The organism is Bacillota bacterium (assembly GCA_013314855.1).
Taxonomy (GTDB): Bacteria; Bacillota; Clostridia; order Acetivibrionales; family DUMC01; genus Ch48.
In genome coordinates, this window is record JABUEW010000019.1 from 16,895 (window position 1) to 37,856 (window position 20,962).

At 35.7% G+C, this 20,962-nt stretch carries 16 protein-coding genes; 1 reads left to right on the top strand and 15 read right to left on the bottom strand.

The features are described 5' to 3' along the window. Positions 1 to 57 precede the first annotated feature (57 nt). Positions 58 to 1,215: a Gfo/Idh/MocA family oxidoreductase gene (locus tag HPY74_04880; protein NSW90013.1), complete on the top strand. Its 1,158-nt coding sequence runs from the start codon at positions 58 to 60 to the stop codon at positions 1,213 to 1,215. A gap of 278 nt (positions 1,216 to 1,493) precedes the next feature. On the opposite strand, the gene HPY74_04885 is transcribed toward HPY74_04880, so the two are convergent. The 15 genes from HPY74_04885 to HPY74_04955 form a co-directional block, all read right to left on the bottom strand. Next, positions 1,494 to 1,931: a PIN domain-containing protein gene (locus HPY74_04885; protein ID NSW90014.1), complete on the bottom strand. Its 438-nt coding sequence runs from the start codon at positions 1,929 to 1,931 to the stop codon at positions 1,494 to 1,496. Next, complete coding sequence (locus tag HPY74_04890; GenBank protein NSW90015.1) at positions 1,921 to 2,151, bottom strand: type II toxin-antitoxin system prevent-host-death family antitoxin; 231 nt, start codon at positions 2,149 to 2,151, stop codon at positions 1,921 to 1,923. Before HPY74_04890 ends, HPY74_04885 begins: the two co-directional genes overlap by 11 nt. 473 nt (positions 2,152 to 2,624) lie before the next feature. Next, the gene (gene ilvB, locus HPY74_04895; GenBank protein NSW90016.1) at positions 2,625 to 4,319 is read right to left on the bottom strand and encodes a biosynthetic-type acetolactate synthase large subunit; all 1,695 of its coding nucleotides are present in this window, start codon (positions 4,317 to 4,319) and stop codon (positions 2,625 to 2,627) included. Positions 4,320 to 4,506: 187 nt separating this feature from the next. Beyond that, positions 4,507 to 6,174, bottom strand: coding sequence for a dihydroxy-acid dehydratase (gene ilvD, locus HPY74_04900; GenBank protein NSW90017.1), 1,668 nt, complete (start codon positions 6,172 to 6,174; stop codon positions 4,507 to 4,509). Positions 6,175 to 6,527: 353 nt separating this feature from the next. Next, the gene (locus HPY74_04905; GenBank protein NSW90018.1) at positions 6,528 to 7,235 is read right to left on the bottom strand and encodes a CvpA family protein; all 708 of its coding nucleotides are present in this window, start codon (positions 7,233 to 7,235) and stop codon (positions 6,528 to 6,530) included. A gap of 115 nt (positions 7,236 to 7,350) precedes the next feature. Continuing rightward, positions 7,351 to 8,529: a hypothetical protein gene (locus HPY74_04910; protein ID NSW90019.1), complete on the bottom strand. Its 1,179-nt coding sequence runs from the start codon at positions 8,527 to 8,529 to the stop codon at positions 7,351 to 7,353. A gap of 230 nt (positions 8,530 to 8,759) precedes the next feature. Beyond that, positions 8,760 to 9,635 (bottom strand): carbohydrate ABC transporter permease, encoded by an 876-nt coding sequence (locus tag HPY74_04915; GenBank protein NSW90020.1) that lies wholly within the window; start codon positions 9,633 to 9,635, stop codon positions 8,760 to 8,762. 15 nt (positions 9,636 to 9,650) lie between these two features. Further along, entirely contained in the window at positions 9,651 to 10,622 is a 972-nt protein-coding gene (locus HPY74_04920; protein ID NSW90021.1) for a sugar ABC transporter permease, read from the bottom strand. 93 nt (positions 10,623 to 10,715) lie between these two features. Then, entirely contained in the window at positions 10,716 to 12,326 is a 1,611-nt protein-coding gene (locus HPY74_04925; GenBank protein NSW90022.1) for an extracellular solute-binding protein, read from the bottom strand. 258 nt (positions 12,327 to 12,584) lie between these two features. Then, positions 12,585 to 14,975: a helix-turn-helix transcriptional regulator gene (locus tag HPY74_04930; GenBank protein NSW90023.1), complete on the bottom strand. Its 2,391-nt coding sequence runs from the start codon at positions 14,973 to 14,975 to the stop codon at positions 12,585 to 12,587. A 208-nt stretch (positions 14,976 to 15,183) separates the two neighbouring features. Then, positions 15,184 to 16,242 carry a hypothetical protein gene (locus tag HPY74_04935; protein NSW90024.1) on the bottom strand — a complete coding sequence of 353 codons (1,059 nt, stop codon included), beginning with the start codon at positions 16,240 to 16,242 and terminating at the stop codon, positions 15,184 to 15,186. A gap of 128 nt (positions 16,243 to 16,370) precedes the next feature. Beyond that, positions 16,371 to 17,762, bottom strand: coding sequence for a DUF4340 domain-containing protein (locus tag HPY74_04940; protein NSW90025.1), 1,392 nt, complete (start codon positions 17,760 to 17,762; stop codon positions 16,371 to 16,373). After that, entirely contained in the window at positions 17,759 to 19,228 is a 1,470-nt protein-coding gene (locus HPY74_04945; GenBank protein NSW90026.1) for a Gldg family protein, read from the bottom strand. Before HPY74_04945 ends, HPY74_04940 begins: the two co-directional genes overlap by 4 nt. 5 nt (positions 19,229 to 19,233) lie before the next feature. Then, entirely contained in the window at positions 19,234 to 19,938 is a 705-nt protein-coding gene (locus tag HPY74_04950; protein ID NSW90027.1) for an ABC transporter permease, read from the bottom strand. 1 nt (position 19,939) lies between these two features. Next, on the bottom strand, positions 19,940 to 20,890 hold the full coding sequence (locus tag HPY74_04955; GenBank protein NSW90028.1) for an ABC transporter ATP-binding protein: 951 nt from the start codon (positions 20,888 to 20,890) through the stop codon (positions 19,940 to 19,942). Positions 20,891 to 20,962 lie beyond the last annotated feature (72 nt).

Here is a 20,962-nt window from a genome sequence, read left to right on the forward strand (position 1 = left end):
TTAGGTTTTATTGGTCTTAGTGGCCGTGGAATAGGCCTCCTGGAAACTGTTTTAACAATGGAGGATGTTGACGTTCCTGCAGTGTGTGAACTATACGACGATAGGCTGCGAATGGGCATTGACCGGATCGAAGCTTCAGCCAGACAAAAACCCGAAGGATACAAAGACTATAAAAAATTATTAGAGCGTAAAGACATTGATGGAGTAATTATTGCTACCTCATGGACTACTCATGTTGAAATTGCTATTGCAGCTATGAAAGCAGGAAAGTATGCCGCTATTGAAGTTGGTGGAGCTACATCGCTTCAACAGTGTTGGGATTTGGTAAAGACCTCCGAAGAAACCGGAATGCCTTGCATGATGCTTGAGAACTGTAATTATGGTAGAGAAGAAATGGCTATACTTAATATGGTTAAAAAGAACCTTTTTGGTGAACTGATCCATTGTCAATGTGGATATGAGCATGACCTTAGACAAGAAGTTGCATGTGGAATAGAAAACAGGCACTACAGAATTCATAATTATTTGAATAGAAATGGGGATGTTTATCCAACACATGGACTTGGTCCTATGGCTAAGTGTTTAAATATTAATAGAGGCAATAGATTTATAAGCTTAACCTCTATGTCTTCAAAATCTCGTGGAATTAATGAATGGATTAAAGAGAACAAGGGAGAAGACCATCCCCTTGCAAAAGTGAATTTTGCATTAGGTGATATAGTTACTACAATGATAAAATGTGCTCATGGTGAAACCATCCTTATAATTCATGACACATCACTTCCTCGCCCCTATTCAAGAGGAGGAAGAGTGCAAGGAACAAAAGGCATATGGATGGAGGATAATAAATCTATTTACATACAGGGAAAAAGCCCCGCACATACCTGGGAACCTTTTGAGAATTACCTGGAAGAATATGAACATCCATTATGGAGAGAATATCTTGGCCTTGGAGTTCGTGGTGGTCATGGTGGTATGGATTATCTTGTCCTGAGAGCTTATATTGAAAGTGTAAAAGCTAAAACTGATACTCCTATAGATGTATATGATACTGCTACCTGGATGGCTGTTACGCCTCTCTCGGAGCAATCAATTGCCACAGGGAGCAGCGCTATAGCATTTCCTGATTTTACAAATGGTAAGTGGATAGATAGAAAACCTGGTTTACCAAGTAAATATTCCCTGGAAAATGTCTATGATGAGTTATTTATATAAATATCATGCTATCTGATGATATATTAGCTATATTTTGCGTTGTATTGTCTTTTATCTTTAAATCTCCACGAAGGGAGGAAATAAAATAGAATATAGTTTTCAATTTTTTAGAAAAGAAAAAAAATTGTTATAGGATAAGCTAATCTACAGGAGTTTAGATAAAATAAATTACAGAAGGAAATATTAACACACGTTCCCCGGACAGGTTACACTTCAGAACTGTCTATCGGTATTGCAAGTACAATGGGAATTTATAATCCGTTTTACAAACCCTTCAATTATGATGACAATATCCTTAAAAAGTCTTGTGTACTGATAACTTGTATTCTATCATTATCAAGATTCATTTTTAAAAAATCTTTATCTTCGGTAACCAAATATTCCGACTGACATTTTAATGCACTGACAAATTGAAACGCATCTTCAATATCATAAAAATCCAAGTGCAGACCATAAATCATTACTTCCATATCAAAGGGAACAACCTCTACAACTTGTAATAATTTATTTATTCTTTCCTTCAAGATTGAAGCTTTCATTTTAAATCTATTCTGCATTACATATATAATATTGTTTATCGTTATAGCTGAAATAAAAAAAGTAAGATTCTTTTCTTCAATCAATTTAAACATACTTCTGACATTATTTGAGTTTTGTCTTGAAACGTCTATTACATCAAACAGAATATTTGTATCAATAAAAACTTTATTTCCCATAATACTTCTCCAACATTCCACTTAATACGTGTTCGTCTTTTAGTCCGGTTACGCCCCAATCAAACAGGTCATCAATGATTTCCTTTTTGGACCTTCTTATAGGTGTAACCCTAAGTAAAGGCACTCCATTTTTTTCAATAATTATTTCTTCTTTTTGAGCATATTTAATAAAAGTTCCGAATTTGGTTTTTACTTCACTGGCAGACATTGTTTTCAACATACTCACTCCTCTATCCATTACTAATACTTAAAAACTAAAAACTCAACAATAAAACTAATACATATTTATTATAAAAGATATAGTTCAATTAGTCAATAATTATGTACATAATTTATTAAAAGTTGTACATTTTATCATGTTCCCGAATTTTCGTGCTAGTTTACCGCGCTTATCACTTGTCTTCTATCCACTCACAATCGAAACAATTATCAGCTTCAAGAGGCTCTTTTATTATTCCGTTTTTTATAAGCGGCATATGTACATCGCATGGAAGATCGGCGTCCATCCAGCCGTTATCTCTGTTCAAAACCCTAATAGGGATGCTATGATTTCTCACCTTCGCGAGCACGGGGTAGAAATCGGTTGATATACTGTAAAAAGATTATATATAGCAATCCGTATTTCCATCCAGTTGTACCTGTTACATCCTTAAATATCTTTCCTATAATTCATTCCTATATTTAGTCCTTAGTTTATTCCTCTATCAACTCATATATTGGTGCTCCCGGCGGGACTATCGGAAATACTTTTTCATCCTTATTAATTTCAAAATTTATTAATACCGGTCTGTCTTTTGAGTTCAGTGCTGTCTTTAATGCAGGGTCTACTTCCTCAGGTTTCGTAACATTTATGCCCTCTGCGCCAAAGGCTTTTGCAAGGGCCACAAAATCAGTCCCCCTATCTATTGTAGTACATGAATACCTGCCTCCATAAAAAAGCTCCTGCCACTGTCTTACCATCCCAAGCACCCGGTTATTCAGGATTGCTATTATAATAGGCAGTTTATACTCGACTGCCGTTGCAAGTTCGGTGCAGTTCATTCTAAAGCTGCCGTCACCGGCAATATTAATAACTTTTTTATCCGGTCTGCCTATCTGGGCTCCTATACATGCCCCCAGGCCATATCCCATTGTACCTAATCCACCTGATGAAATAAACTGCCTTGGCCTTGTATACTTATAAAATTGTGCTGCCCAAAGCTGGTTTTGACCTACTTCAGTAGTAATAATTGCATCACCTTTTGTTAGTTCATATATCCTTTCCACTACATATTGAGGTTTTAAAGTGCCATCCTGTGTATACTTTAAAGGGTACTCTTTTTTCCATTGGTCAATTTTCCTGTTCCACTCGGAATACCCCTTTTCAGGTACTTTTTGGATTATAAGTTGTAATATCTTTTTTATATCTCCAATTAACGGGTAATGTACATTAACATTTTTCCCTATTTCTGCAGGGTCTACATCTATATGCATTATTTTTGCATTAGGTGCAAATCTTTTTACATTGCTTATTACTCTGTCACTGAACCTGGCACCAATAGCAATAAACAAATCTGCCTCGGAAATAGCCATATTAGTGGTCCGTGCTCCATGCATGCCCACCAAACCCATAAAAAGTTCATGAGTCCCCGGGAAAGATCCCAGGCCCATAAGTGTCGTAGTTACCGGTATTTTTGCCTTTTCAGCCAAAGCCAGAACTTCCTGGTCTGCCGCAGCAATTGACACACCTCCACCAGACAAGATTACGGGTTTTTCGGCCTTGCTAATCATTTCAGCCGCAATGGCAATATCTTCCTCTTTTATTTTTTGAGTTATACCTTTCCTGGATAAAACATCATGTACCTTAACTCTATTACTAAAATCTTCGGGTTGATATTCTGCAACAGCTGCTGTTACATCTTTACATATATCTATAAGTACAGGCCCCGGCCTTCGTTCTTTTGCTATAACAAACGCCTCTCTGATTATTCCTGCAAGTTTTGTCACATCTTTTACTATATAGTTATGTTTTGTTATAGGCATGGTTATTCCGGTAATATCTACTTCCTGGAAAGAATCTTTGCCAAGCAAAGAGGTAGCAACCTGGCCGGTAAATGCAACTATCGGTACTGAATCCATGTATGCTGTTGCAATCCCAGTAACAAGGTTTGTAGCCCCCGGCCCCGATGTAGCAATACATACACCCACCTTTCCCGTTGCTCTGGCATAACCGTCCGCTGCATGAGATGCTCCCTGTTCATGGGATGTCAATATATGCCTTATTTCACCCTGTGCCTTGTATAACGCATCATATATATTTAATACCGCTCCCCCGGGGAAGCCGAATACAGTATCAACACCCTGTTCTTTTAAACACTCTATTACTATTTCAGCTCCGGTTAATTTCATTTGAACTCTCACCACTTTCTCTTTTTAAAGTCAAAACAAACTGTCTCTTAACAACTCATAAGGCTTACTATATTTATACACTATATGGATACGGATTGCAATATTTCAATAGCTAATTAATGGCTAATTATATGAACAGTTCAATTTAATTAACAATTTAATTGAAATATAAATTACAGCAAGCTTGTCAAGTCTTATGCTTAAAAACCGCTCCCGTACTTGCCGATGACACTAATTTTGCATACCTTCCCAGGTATCCTCCCGTTATTCTCGGTTCAGGGGCTTTCCATTCGGCCATTCTTTTTTTAAGCTCCTCATCCGGTATTTCTACATCCAACCTTCCCCCAGGAATATTTATACTTATGATATCTCCATCCTTTACAACTGCAATTGGTCCGCCCTCCATTGCTTCAGGAGATACATGCCCTATAGAAGCACCTCTTGTTGCCCCTGAAAACCTCCCATCAGTTATCAAGGCAACATCTTTATCCAAACCCATTCCTGCTATAGCAGATGTGGGACCTAGCATCTCCCTCATCCCGGGTCCGCCTTTTGGCCCTTCATAACGGATAATCACTACATCCCCTTTCACTATTCTCCCATTATATATGGCATTTATAGCATCATCTTCCGAATCAAACACCTTTGCAGGCCCTTTATGGCAAAGCATTTCCGGAGCTACCGCCGACCTTTTGACAACAGCACCATCAGGAGCAATGTTACCCTTTAGAATAGCTATTCCTCCAGTAGGACTATAAGGATTGTCCACACTCCGGATTACTTCCCTATCAAGAACGCAGGCTTTTTCAATATTCTCGCCAACCGTTCTCCCGGTCACAGTTATGAGTTCAATATTTAACAATCCTTTTTTGGATAATTCCTTCATTACTGCCTGTACTCCTCCTGCCGCATAAAGGTCTTGTACATGATGAGGCCCTGCGGGAGATAATTTACATATATTTGGCACCCTAGCGCTAATATCATTTATTATATCCAGGTCTATCTTTACCCCTGCTTCATGCGAAATAGCTAAAAGATGTAGGACTGAATTTGTAGAACACCCCAAGGCCATGTCTACTGCAAGGGCATTTTTAAAAGCTTCAGGAACAAGTATATCCGATGGTTTTATGTCTTTTTCAATAAGCTCCATGATCTTCATCCCTGTTAACTTGGCAAGCCTTATTCTTTCCGCGTAAACCGCTGGTATAGTACCATTACCGGGAAGTCCCATACCAAGAGCCTCAGTAAGGCAGTTCATTGAATTGGCAGTAAACATTCCGGAGCATGAGCCACAACCGGGACACGCATACTCTTCACAATCCCTTACTTCATCTTCTGTCATTTTACCAGCCTTGTAAGCTCCGATAGCTTCAAATACACTATTTAAATCCAGGTACTTGCCATCCCTTTTTATAGAGAGCATAGGTCCTCCGCTTACAAATACCGAGGGAATATTTATCCTTGCAGCCGCCATCAACATACCCGGTATAATTTTATCGCAATTCGGTATAAATACCATGCCGTCAAAACTATGTGCCAATGCCATTGCCTCGCACGAATCCGCAATAAGCTCCCTGGTAGCAAGAGAATATTTCATGCCCAAATGACCCATGGCTATTCCATCACAAACCCCAATAACACCAAACTCAACAGGCGTACCCCCTGCCATTCTTATCCCTGCTTTTACCGCCTCCGCAATTTTATCCAGGTGTGTATGTCCCGGTATAATATCGTTTTTGGAATTAGCTATACCGATAAGGGGGCGCCTTATTTCTTCATCAGTATATCCCATGGCCTTAAATAAAGATCTGTGGGGAGCCCTCTCTATGCCTTTTTTAATTGTATCGCTTCTCATTTAAATCCCCTCTTTCATAACATGTGTTGTTTTATATATTATACTCACGTATAACACTCATATATAATACCTAACTTACTCTCAAAAGCCCAACACCCCAAATTCAGGTGCGTATAACAGCGCCGGTTAAATTCAACTTGTTATAATATTTATTCTTTATTCTACTATGCAAAGCTTTAGTATGTCCATAGTATTAAATAAAAAAAGTATAATTCGTTAACTATTTCATACATACCACAATAATTTTCATTAAAGCTGTAAAATTGTGTAAAATTGTTAGCGTCAACTTAGGACGACATTCAAAAACTCAAATTACACGGTTCGGTAAAATGTTACATGTTTCTGCAAAATGTCTATATCCCCTTGCCCGGGAACATAAAGTCTATAATAAAATTATTCTCGTAAAAGAATTTGGCTATTGTAGAAGTTCCTATAGCATCATGTATTTGCCTGAAGGAAGGTACAGAATTAAAAAGCATTAATATTGCAAAAACAATATACACGGTGAGCAACCCTTCAACCGCACCAAGTGCAAAACCTCCCAATTTGTCCAGCTGTTTGAACACAGGGAGTTTTGTAATACCCTCAAGCAAATGTTTTACAATAACTATGGCAATTCTTACTGCTAAATATAACAAAACCATGCTTATTATATAAATAATGATTTTTGCCAATTCTCCGCTTATTATTTCCATTACTTTATTTACATCTATAAGCTTTCCGGGCTCAGGTACCTGGTTAATTATATTGCCTTTCAAAAACTCGGGCAAAGGAAGCTTTTCAATAACGGTATTGACGGCAGCCTCCTTTACCTGTTGACCGGTTTGGGATATAAGTTCTGCTTTTTGCTTCAGTAAATTATCAAGTATTGATGTTTTAATATTTTCGAATAATTTTGTCTTCATTAGCAATTCTGCAACCTTAGGGTAAAATTTTAATGATATCCATATTGAAATAAAATACGAGGCAATTTTAAAAATAGATAGAATAAACCCTGTTTTAAGTCCCACTAATGCGAAACCCAAAATAATGGCAACTACCGCGATATCACTTAAATTCATGTTCTCTCCCCCTATAAAAACTTTTATAATTTTGTGTATAATTTTGCCGGTCAATTTAACTTATGCTCTTAATTCATATGTACTCTATGTACTCTTAATTCGTATGAAAAGAACATCAGCGGATTCTTACTATGTCCACACTATTTTTAGTAACCACAGCTGCCTCATTTTTACTGAAGAAATGTACTTCTTCCACATCCGAAATTGAACTGTATTTGACAATTAAGTCCCCTCTGCCGTTTACAAAATGCACCTCTCTTCCGGTATTTATTGCCGCTGTATCATGGTAAGTACTTATATTATACACTTCTTCACCTAATTGGTAATCTTTAACTATATTTCCTGCTTTGTTTATCAGCACAATTTTACATGCATTTGCCCCTTCTACGCTGCTTACAGCTGCAATAAAAACCCTGTCGTCAATAACGCCGGTACTATACACTCTTTTATACTCCTTTTTCCACACCTCACTCCTATTTTTATCAAAATATATAATTGATGTATCATTCACAATAGCGAATGAATCATCTTCAAGTGCCCATACAAAAGGATATACATGGTTTTCACAGGGTGATAAAGCTGCAAAGGGGTTGCCTAATAAATCTGTAAACTCAATATAGGAGGCAGCACTCATCCCTGAAACATCAATGCTATGAATTATAACGGTTTCCCCGGAAGGTAAAACTTCACTTGAAAATACAAATGTGTCTATTATAGACCTGCGGAAAATTTCCTGCCCTTCAGGACTAAAAACCTTTACAATTCCCTTATATTTTTCCAATTCATGTACAACAGTAATAAACCCCTTTTGGTTAATATCAGCATTTATTATATCCCCCTCAAAAGTTTCTTCCCACTTTAAACCCTTAGTATCCATAACAAAAGCTTGTCTTCCCCCAATGTCTGCTACAAGTAAATTTTGGCCTTTTGTTTTTAACATGGGTTCATTCATTTTAACTGTAATACTCCATTGTTTATTCCCTTTTTTATCCATAGCGGTTATACCGTAAATGGTACATTTTACCAACAAGTCCTTATATACTGCAAAATCCGGCCTTTCTTTTGCTTCGTATTCTATCTCCCAAAGCTTTATATCCTCTTCATCAACCCCTTTTTTATGTAAAGTGTCGTAAAACAATTTTTTTATATAATTTTCATCAATATTAATATCGCTATTTCTTAAATAAGCCGTAAATGCTGTGAGCAAAACAGCAATAAAAAGCAAAATAAATAAAATTACTTTAGGCTTTTTACTGCCTTCTCTTACTGTTGCCCTTTCATCAGTAGTATTCAAAGGAATTCACCCCACAAGTTGTCTTCTTTAACTTAAGTCTATTTTACCATAAATATTGATTAAAGTATTTATAAATAAATAAAAAAAATTACTGAAACAATGCTATTAGTGATTACAATATTTATTAGACGGGGGAACTGATGCTGATTCCGCCCCTTGTGAGATTTACGTACACAATATAGAATATAGAGACAATATAGAACATAGAATATGGAATATAGAGATGATGCTCAGCCCTTTATTGATCCTATCATAACACCTTTCACAAAATATTTCTGTAAATACGGGTAAACTAATATTATTGGCAATATAGATACAATAATAGTTGCATATTTAATTGAATCCTCGGCAATAATATTCTTCCCACCGGACACAATCATTTCTGCATCAATGGCTTCGCCCTTAAGAACTATCTGACGCAATATAACCTGCAATGGGTATTTGGTATGATCCCGTAAATATATAAACGGTCCAAAAAATGCATTCCATAATCCTACTGCATAGAATAATCCTATTGTAGCAATTACGGCACTGGATGTAGGAATAACAAGAAACCATAATATACCCAGGTCATTTAGACCGTCAATTTGTCCCGATTCCTCTATTTCTGTCGGAAATGTAGAAAAGAAACTTCGCATAATAATTAAATTCCATGCACTTAATGCACCGGGAAGCACCACCGCCCATATGGTATTATATATTTTCAGCCAGTTAATTGCCAGATAAGTTGGAATCATTCCGCCGTTAAAAAACATTATAACAATAACCATTCCATTTATTACTTTAGCAAAAGGACAACGGTTCTTTTTACTTAGGGCATAGGCTGCAGTTGTAGTTACAAAAAGAGCAATAGCTGTACCAAGAACCACATAAATAATTGTATTCTTATAGGCAGTAAAAATCCTTTTATCTTCAAATACTTTTTTATATACATCCAGATTAAAGCCTTTGGGATAAAAAGTAATTTCATTTCTCAAAACATAAATATTTTTTGAAAAAGAAACAGCAACCATATAAATAAAAGGGTATACTGTAACAAATATTACAAATAAGAGCAAAAGCGTTCTTAATAATGTCCAAAATGAAAGTTTATTTTTATTAACCATAATTACATCACCTTTCTACCAAAGACTCGTTTCTGTCAGATATTTGGAAATCTTGTTACAAATTACAAGGAAGATCACATTTACTGCTGAATTAAATAACCCAACTGCCGAAGCAAAACTGAAGTTATTGCTCTCAATACCTGTCCTATATATATATGTTTGGATAACATCGGATGTTTCATAGGTAGATGGCTTTTGCAACAGATAAGCTCTTTCAAATCCTACATTCATAACATGTCCAAGCCTTAACAACAGCATTGTTACTATAGTTGGTGCAAGGCATGGCAAGGTTATATAAATAAGCTGTTTTAACCTTGATGCTCCATCTATTATAGCAGCCTCATATAGCTGAGGATCAATATTAGTTAGTGCTGCTAAGTATATTATTGCGCCCCATCCTAGTCCCTGCCATATTTCAGAGGCTATATAAATTGTTCTGAAGTACTTTGCATCAGCAAGAAAGTTTATTCGCTGATATCCCATGGAAACTAGCAACTTGTTAATGGGGCCGCTGGTTGGTGATAGAAACATACTGAAAAGTCCCACTACGACTACTGTTGAGTAAAAATGCGGCATGTAGCTTACAGTCTGCACAAATTTCTTGAATTTTATATTTTGCACTTCATTTAATATAAGGGCAAATATAATAGGTGCAGGGAATCCCCATAGTATAGAATATGCCGAAAGCAGTATAGTATTTCTAAAATACTTGTAAAAAAACGGGTTGCTAAAAAATGTCCTGAAATGTTTCAAGCCAACCCACGGACTGTCAAAAAACCCTTTAAAAGGTGAGTATTGTTTAAATGCTATTAAAACTCCCCACATGGGAAGATAGTAAAATAAAAGCATGCATATTACTGCCGGAATAACTAAAAGGAACAAATATTTTCCCTTTTTTAGCTTCTTTAAAAACCCTCTGGGTTTGGAAACAGGCATAGCTTTTATATCTAAAACTGAACTTGTATTATTTGTAACTTCCCTCCCCATTAAATCACCCCTAACTTTTGGATACCGGGGAATCATTTCCCCGGTATCTCCAATATTTTCTATTTTTTCAGTGCCATTTTGATTACTCGTTTGCTACTCTTTTGCTACTCTATTATAAGCTTCTTCATACATTTTTATAAGCTTATCTACCCCTAGTTTCTTTACTTCCTGAACATATGCATCCCATTCACTTAGCGGTCTTTGTCCAAGCAGGAATTTAGAAAGCTGTTCGTTGACATAAGTCGCAATAGTTGTTCCAAGTTGCGCATTCATTTCAGTTTCCTGTTCATTAAAAGGAAGCCAATTAAGTGGATTAGCCCTTTCTTCAACATATTGTATTGCTATACGAGCCTGTTCAACATTCTCTTTTGAGTAGAGGGCTTCGTTTGATGCCGGGTCAATTACCTGATAAAGGCCGTAGGTACCTACACCATAGAGATTACGAGGGGGTGTACCCTTGTCATCAAGGATAAATTGTTTTTCACCGTTAACTACTTTATAGGTAACACCTTCTTTACCCCAGCTAAGAATTTCAATTCCTTCAGGGCTATACATCCAGTCAACATACTTGAACGCATTGTTTATATTTTCCTGTTTTCCTGTATTACATACTAAGAAACCGGAAAATTCGAAATTAGTCTTTTTAATTCTGTCGGTTGCATTTGGTCCAATACCTTTCGGGGGTGCCATAACTGCCCATGTATATTCAGGATCAGTTACACGCGCGGGACCGTTGAAAAAGTCGATACGTACAATATACTCAGGCATCATGAACCCTCTTCCTGATGATACCAGCTCTTGCCAGCTCTTTGTCTCAATTGTCAGGAAATCCGGAGGCAATAGCTCTTCATCAGCCATTTTCTTAAAGAACATTACCATTTCTTTTGTAGTATCTTCTATAGCACCATAGCCCCATTTTTTTGTATTAAAATCATAGTACCCATAGAGGGCATGATAAGGTTTCCATTGAGGTGCCATAATCTCAAGTTGTCCTAAACCTGTTCTGAACGCAAGAGGATAACTGTCAGGATATAACTCCTTTAGTTTTTTAGCAACCTGATACATCTCATTTACATCTTTTGGAGGAGTAAGACCATGTTTTTCAAATATGTCTTTACGATACATCCATGCTCTCAGATTATTAATAGTATGGAGACCATAAGTTGGGAAGAAATAAATCTTTCCATCACCAGATGTACGTTGTGCAAGACATTCCTTTGAATCAGGGGTATTTTTTATCCAATTACTAAAATTCGGCAACTTATCAAGATTGTCCATAATGCTGACAAAAGCACCTGCAAGAGCATGTTTATCAGCTATTGCTTTTGAAATTAAATGAAGCAAATCAGGAAGCTGATCCCTAGATGCCATTATTAAATTAACCTTTGTTTCCATTTCCGTATTGGGTATAGCTTGAATATCAAATTCAATATTTGTTGCTTCAGAGACTATTTTCCACATTGCCCAGTTTGGATCATAGGGCCAGCTTGCATGAGAACCCATGACAATTGATATCTTGGTAGGCTTGTCAAAGAGTTTTCCGCTCTTAATTTCGCCGGTATTATCTTTTTGGTTATCGGCAGCAGTTCTATCTTCCTGCGTATCGCCACCTTTTTTTGAATTGCTGCAGGCTGCCAGTGCAAGTACTATCAAAAGTACTAAGGCCAATGCAATAATTCTTTTTAATAAAGACTTTCCCTTCATGTAATAAATCCTCCTTTTTAAAATTTAATGTGCAGCCTCTGCTTTTTCAACTTATAATCTGTCGACTTTGTTTCTGCATTATATATTGAAATTAAAGTTATTAAAGTTTGAAAAAGCATGCTGCTCATTTATTATAAAAAGTGCGTGTGATAAAATAAATGATTATTTGTATTGAAAATACCGATAAATTTAAATATTTAAAAATATAGTGATAACTTAAAATTTTCAATATAAAATAATAATTCTTCTTAATAGTACTCAGGAATCGGCCCTGAATGGTTCATCCAACAATCCTGAATTCCTTCTATATTCCTTTGGGGTAAATCCTGAATATTTCTTAAATAATCGAATAAAAGTATTGCCATTAGCAAATCCTACTTTCATTGCTATATCTTTAACCTTCATCTGAGTGTTCTCTATTAGTTCCATAGATTTTTTTATACGATAATTATTAATATAATCATTGAGATTTATATTAAGCCTTGCTTTAAAATAAGAAGATATATATGCAGCGGAAAGATTAAGCTTTTCCGCCAGCAAATCAAGATAAATATCTTCCATATAATGTTCTTCTACATAATTAATAATAAAATCGATAATATAATCATTTTTCTTTTTGTTTCTTGCAATATAATCTATAACATTCTCTATAAACTCATGGCATATACTTTCGTATTCTTTAATGGTATCGCATTCTTCAAGCAAATAATATACTCTCGATGTATTTATTTCTTTAGGTATATCATAGTACATTCGTGTTAATAACTTTATAGAGCAATTTACTATTTCTATGCAGAGAAGTTTAATATAAAAACTATTAACATCCTTTTTCATATTATAATCAAGAATATCACTTACCATTTTCAGGCTTTCCTTTTTTTGTGCATTACGAAGAAAACCTGTAAACTCTTCCATTTGCTCCAGAGGGAAATAGAACCTATTGCTGTTTTTATTAATAGAATCTTCAGTTAATACCTGGGTCTCAGGCACCAGTTTTCGATACTTGGCAATTTCAAACATGCTGTTATATGCCTCTTTCAAATAAGACACATTATCATAGGTCTTACTTATTGCTATAGTAAAATATACAAATTCCTTATCATTTTCCAATTGTCTGATTATATCATTAATCAACATCTCAATATTCTTCTCATTTTTTTCAACATTAATAATTGAAACAATTTTCTTGTTTTCCATCTGAAAAGTAATGGAGCTTTTGAAATGCTCTTTTACATAAAGTTGAATCAGCTCCTTGAACAAGAATGTGATTTTGCTGGTTTCTTGTTCATGAGGCATTTTCTTAAGGAATTCAGGCTTAAAATGAAGTTTAAAATATATGATTATATAACTCTGAGTTACAGATAAGTTCTCCTTTATCTCATCAGCTTGTATATATATATCTTTCATCTTAGCCTGATATAAAAACGCTTCCAGGTTTGAGTTGCGTGTTTTAATATCTCTGGCATAATCAGCATTTTGTTCAACAATTAACCTTACATTATCTCGAATATAATTAAGGTCGAAAATGTTTTTATGTGAAGAAACCTCCCTCATTTTCATAGATTTAATTGCACTTACGGGTTTATATACTTTCGCCGTTTTTTCATGGTTTACTGCATAATGCTCCTGCTTAAAGTTTTTTGATTGTGTTATGACCTCTGCAATTTGTTTTACAGGATTATTAAACTTAACTACAATTAAAAATGACAATAAAACACTAAACAATAATGAGAATACCAATACGAGCCTGAAAATAATATTAACTTTGGCAAGCTGCTGTTTTAGCTGTGCATCAGGAACAAGTCTATAATACGTTAATCCGCTGAAATTTGATGTTCTCATAAAAAGGTATCCCTGGCTTGTTTTAACAAAGTTTTTTCCATCAGCAAAAGCACCTTCAGGTATTAAAAGTTTTGAACCCGAAACTGAAGGATAGATCATATCTCCATAATTATTATATATATAATAGTAGTCTACAAAACTTTTATCAATAGATCTTATAAGATCTTCAATTCTAACCAAACTTATTATAAGAAAATTGCTGTTATTACCTTTTTTGAAAGCAAAAGGCATAAGAAAACTACTGGAAGAACCTATACGGCTATAATCATTAAATGTATCAGCAGGATAAATTTTAAAAATGAAATCCTTATTCATTTCCTCAAGCCAGAATTCCTTTGTATAATTTCGGCTGTTAAAAAATTTGGTATAGAACCATTCACTGTCATATGTTCCCAAAGCCTCTACAATAATCTTGTCAGGCTGCTTTGGCATAATATACATAGCCTTTACATAATCCATAAAACCACTGTAATTTTTTTTGTACACTCGCTCGTTGAGTTTTTCGAATAAAACTCTCTTTTCATACATATTCGTGCTCTGTCCGTTTATTAATGGGAAAAAGACCTCTTCATAATGCAACTGTACCATGGCATTCTTAATTTGCTCAAAAATCTGTTCATTTTTAGCTACAACTTTACTGAATCGTTCATCCATATTTACAGTTATTTCAGTTTCAATTATTTTCAAATACGTTTTATATGCATATAGGTAAAAGAAAGAAACTGTCAGTATTATTAATAAAAAACTTGCCATTAATCTTGAAAACATAGTTCTTAATAGCAGTATATCAATAATTTTCCTTTTCAAGGCAATCTCCCCTGTAAACACACTTTCAATAATTTATTTATAGCACTTATAAATAATTAATAACACAACTTATAACATATATATAATAACATATTTCTTTCTAATTTAACATGTTAATTTCTGTAAATGAGCCCAAACATTCTGCCAAGAGCACTATTGTCCTGTATGCAGCTTTTGGAAGAGTAAACAAGGAAAAATCTTAATGTCGTTAAGCTGATGTTCTGATAGCTCTATTAATCCAATCAAATACCAGCAAAAACAACATAAACATCCCTGTATATCCAAATATGGGATAAACTGTGGATATCAGCCTTGAAAATCCAACACTGGATAATGGCACTGATAATGCACATATTACCACTGTAGTAGTTTTTATGTTGAGATTGAGCCTGGTACTTATTCTGCAAATTGCACCATATCCTGAAGTTACTGCTGAAGTCAACATGGCAGAAGCCATTACAATGTTATATGCATTCATTATGAAACTACTATATCTTTCTATAATATCAATTACTGGAAATTCTCCGATTAACGTATCTGTAAAAAAAGTTGATATGGCAAGGTTTAAAACTAAAGCAGTAAAGCACAATAAAAGTCCTCCCAGAATGCCTCCGGCTATAGCGGTCCTTCTTGTCTTAAGGTAAGGTAATAGGCTACTTAAAGCGGATGCTGCAAGTATATTATTGTAACTAACATACAAAAGAGAAGAAAATACCCAATTATTAGTTATTATTTCAACACCCCTGATAATGCTAAATACTTCTTTATTTCTGCTGATAATAATAAAAAATCCTACACCTATAATTCCCACAACAAGGACAGGTGCCAATACGGCACTTAACGCGGCAATCCCTTCTACACCTACAAACATAATTATCATGGATATTATGCTGATAATAATAATGCCATATTCCAGGGGTAAATGAAATAATCCTGATAAAATACTTCCCATACCTGCAATCATAACACAATAAACCGACAACAGAAAAATGGTAGATATCAATTGCATTATCCTGCCAAGGAGCAACCCCGCTATTGGAAATATCAGTTCCTCGAAATTCCTTACTCTTTCCAGGTATACTTTTTCCAATATAATATAGCCAGAAAAAGCAAATAAAGCCCCTGATAAAAGAATACCATAAAAGCCCCCTTTGCCATAGCTGGTGAAAAAATGTATTATTTCCTGGCCGGATGCAAAGCCTGCACCAATTATTACTGCTAAATACACGCTTGATACTTTAATTATGTTCCTTATTTCTCCCCTCAAAAAAACGACTCCGTCATAGCATTTATCCCTTATAATACTATGACGGAGTAATCACCTTAATTACTTTAAACACAACAGCTGCTCTAACGTAATAAATCCTCCAATACAAAGGAACATTTGTCATGGTTTTACTGGCTCTTATTTATTGCTTCCATTAACTTCGTGTAAGATTCCCTTACTCCCTCGGGTTCATCAAATTTCTTCTTTTCAACGAGTATGCCGCTATACTTTCCATTTCTCATTACGTAGTAGTAACGGTCATCTTTTGGTATAAACTCCACTTTCATAACCTTAGGTTCAATCTTCCTGTAATAAGTGAAAGTTATTTCGGGTTCTCCCACAGGTGTTGCACCAGGTTCCACTTCACTCAAGGTTACTCCTATTAGAGATTGATAATATGTCCTGAAGGGTTGTTTATCATTTTCATCTTTCATGCTGGCATCTTTACCGTTCACAAAGAACTTGTCCTTGTCTGTATCCTTTTCAGGATCCGTTTGCAACTCGCAGTCCAGTGTGTAGCCATCCATTTCTACAACTATTCTTTCTACATCCCATATATTTGTTATATAGGCAAATACTTCTACAATCTCCTTGAGCGGTTTATCCAGGAAAGTAAAAGCTTCAGTAGAAATTGTACAAACCTCATTTCCACCTTCAAGCATCACATATATTTTCGAGTTCTCCTTACTTTCCTGTCCCATAAGAAGCCGGTTTTTCCCTTCTGAAGTTTCAAACTCCAAAACATAGGATGGTTTTGCAAGCCCATACTTTTCAAGGTCTGACGGATTCTCCTCAACATACTCAATAACTGTTGCCTGGGTTATTGCATCAAGCATTGGAGATAATGCACTAACATTTACATTCCCCTCTATAGGTGATGTCATTGTCCAGTCAGAGTCTTTATCAGGTCTTTCAGCCCGAAAAACCAATGAGCCTTTTCTTTCCATGGACACTTTGATTATATCGTCAGATTCCACAGTAAACAGCGCTTTATCCCGTATATCATTTCTTTTTACTTTTACTTTATCTATTGTGTAAGTGTCAGTGGTATATACCTTGTTACTATCCTTCTTCTTTACATAATATGCTCCCTTTGTAGGGGTAAGGCTGCCGATTTCCAGTGTCTCAACCGTCCCGTCTTTCATTTTTGCAGATACGACAACGGGTTTATCGAGCCCATACTGTGCAAGGTCTGTTGCATTTTCTTCTATAACCTTTTCAACAAATATCGAGGAGAAGTTTATGGCCACACTATTTAGTTTGCTTTTATCATACCTTATACCTTCAGGGTAAACAAGTTCCCACTCATTTTCATTTTCATTCTTTACAAATACCAGCTTTTCTCCCTCGTTTTCTATGGTTATCTCTGCCATTTCCAGTGTATCCAAATCAATAATCTTATCAAAGTTTCTTGTGTCGGATGACGATTTACTGTTTTTGTAGTTAGTGACAAATAGATAGACCCCGAACAACAAAACAAACACAATTAAAACAATTATAGTGTTTCTGTACCTTCTCATAGATGCCTCCTCCTTAAATATACAAAAGTACCTAACCCAAGGATTATGAGGGGGAGTACAACTACAACAATAATTCCCATGTAGTTTGCCTGTTCGGCTGTAATATTAATATACTGACTTGTGTAACTTTTGGGTGCTATAATTACATCATCTTTTGCTTCACGCATCCAACCAACTATTTCAAGAAAGAATACCAAGCTGTTACTGAAATAAGGTCCAAGGGTGTCAGCTGCACTATCTTCAAGGAAAGAGCTATTTCCTATTACAGCTATTTTTGAAGGCTTCTGCCAGCCTGTATGCTCGACAGCAACTGCAACATCCAGTGGTCCGGTTATATCATTGCCCCTTGTCTTGTCAACCTGCTCTCCTACAGCCAAACTGCTTGTTTTTGCAAGGGGTATTACGTCAATATATTCCTTTACATTTTTTAGTATATTTATACTTCTTGAATTTCCCAATAGTATGTTAAAGCTCTGGGACATTACTTTGTTACTGCTTACATTCATCAAAACTACATAGGGGTTTTGGGGCCAATGCCGTCTTTCGTCATTTTCCTTTACCTTATCATAATTCAACCCCAGGTTATAATCCATTAAAATATTTTCAAACTGGGGAAACTGCGGATCGAGTTCCAGGTAGTCAAACATAAATATCGCTTTTCCGCCATTTTTAAGGTACTCTTTTATTTTATCTTTCTCGCTTATAGTCAAATCCTTTTTGGGAGATGCTACCACCAGGATCTCAGCATCTTCAGGCACTTTTTCTTCTATAACGAGATTAATGGGCTTTATATCAAAATTATTATTTACCAATTGATCTCTGAGTGAAGAAAAATTGCTATCTATATCCTTTTCGTCATGTCCTGTAGTAAAATATATTGTAGGTGTAATTTCGGAAGTAACATACTTTATAGCACCTGTGAAACCCTGCTCTGCTATTGAACCCGTAATGCGAGTCTGGAATGTTGACTGATCGAAATACGTACTGAAAAGGTCATAATAAGAAAGGCTTTTCAGTTTTTTCCCTGACTTTACGACAAAAACGCTTTTACTGACATCTTTCAATATATTGTCAGGATCAATCTCTTTTAATATACCGGGATTTTTATCCGGATCCACATATTTTACGGTAACATGGGGATATTTTGCGTATTGCTCAAGTAGATCAACAAATTCCTTATCCTGGCTTGAAGAACTTATTCTACTCTCATCAAACAACCCGTATATTATAACATCTTTGTCCAGTTCCTTTAAAATCTTTTTGGTAGTATCCCCGATAGAATATAGCTTGTTAGGTGTCAAGTCCCATTTAACCTGTGCCATATCAACCAAAACGTTCAATACTATTGCAATTGCTACTACTGCGGCAATTAATATAATAGAATTGGTCCCATATTTGAAAGTCCTGCTTTTAATTATCTTATTAAAAGTCTTCTTAATACTGTTCGTCCACTCAATTTTTCTCATCCATATCACCCCTGACTCCAGCGTCTTCTTTCAATAACCATTATTGTTATAAACATAAATACCGATATAAAACTGAGATAATAAATAATTGAACTCAAATTAAGGACTCCCCTGTTAAAATCTTCATACCTGGAAAGCAACGAAAACCAGTACAGGATTTTTGCTATGAAACCCCCTACCATTCCTCCTATACCGTCAGCAATCCACATTATAAGAAGACCCACAAAGCTAATTATTGCAGCAATAACCTGGTTCTCAGTCAAAGCTGACGCAAATACTCCCACTGAAATGAAAGATGCTCCCAAAAGAATAAATCCTACGTATCCTCCTACCAATGGTGGTGTAAGCGAAGCACCAAAAGCAAATAAAATTATGGGATATATAAACGATATAAGGACCATAACAAGAAATACAAATACAGCAGCGAAATACTTTCCAAGCACAATTCCCATCAGGTTTACAGGCGATGTAAGCAGAATAACCTCAGTACCGTTCTTTCTATCTTCTGCCAGTATCCTCATGGTCAGTATCGGAACTATAAATATTAATATATAGCCCATACTCGCAAGATTCCCGTTGAATTCTCCATACATGCCGATTAAATTAGGCCAAAATATGATTGAAGATATAAGTATAAACATACCTATCAAAACATAAGCCACGGGTGAATAGAAATATGATTTTACTTCTTTCCAAAAAACAGCCTGCATATTAACTTACCTCCTTTCCTTCTTCGGTTACAACCTGGAGGAATATCTCTTCCAGGGTCATACCCAGTGATTTTAATTCTATAATCGGGTAACCGGCTTTTGCCATTGCAAAGAAAAGAGGACGCCTTACATCAACATCCTTATCCGACTCAACGATATATGTTACAACGTCCCTTTCTTTTTCAACATTTGGCTCAACATACTTAACCCCATATATTTCCTTTATATGACCCAATACTGAATTTTTCGGTCCTGAAATAGTAACTGACATTTTCGAGACCTTACCGAAGTTCTTTGAAAGGTTTTCCGGTGTATCGACAGCCGCTATCTCTCCTTTATGGATTATAACAACCCTGCCGCATATAGCACTTACTTCACTTAATATGTGGGAACTCAAAATTATGGTATGCTCTTTACCCAGGGCTTTTATAAGCTTCCTGATTTCAATAATCTGTTTTGGGTCAAGGCCTACTGTAGGCTCGTCCAATATAAGGACCTCAGGCTTCCCTACCAGTGCCTGGGCCAATCCTACCCTCTGCTTATACCCTTTTGAAAGGTTTTTTATAAGCCTATTTCTCACTTCCGTTATCCCGACCAGCTCCATTATATCATTAAGTTGGCTTCTCCTTACTTTTTTGTCCACCCTTTTTAATTCGCTGACAAAATTCAGGAAATCGGTAACCGTCATATCAAAATAGAGCGGAGGATGTTCAGGCAAATAGCCTATCCTCTTTTTTACTTCAGCAGGTTCCTCCATGATATCATAGCCGCAGACTTTAACTGTTCCCTCCGTTGAAGGTATATAACCGGTAATTATATTCATTGTTGTAGTTTTGCCTGCGCCATTCGGGCCAAGAAACCCCAATATTTCGCCTTTTTCTACAGTGAAATTTAAGTTCCTTACGCCTACTATGTTTCCATAGTATTTCGTAAGATTTTGTATTTCTATCATCTTTTTCCCCCCTACTTAAATGTTATAATAACTACACTAAAAGAAAAGAAAGCGCATCCTACAATAATCAAT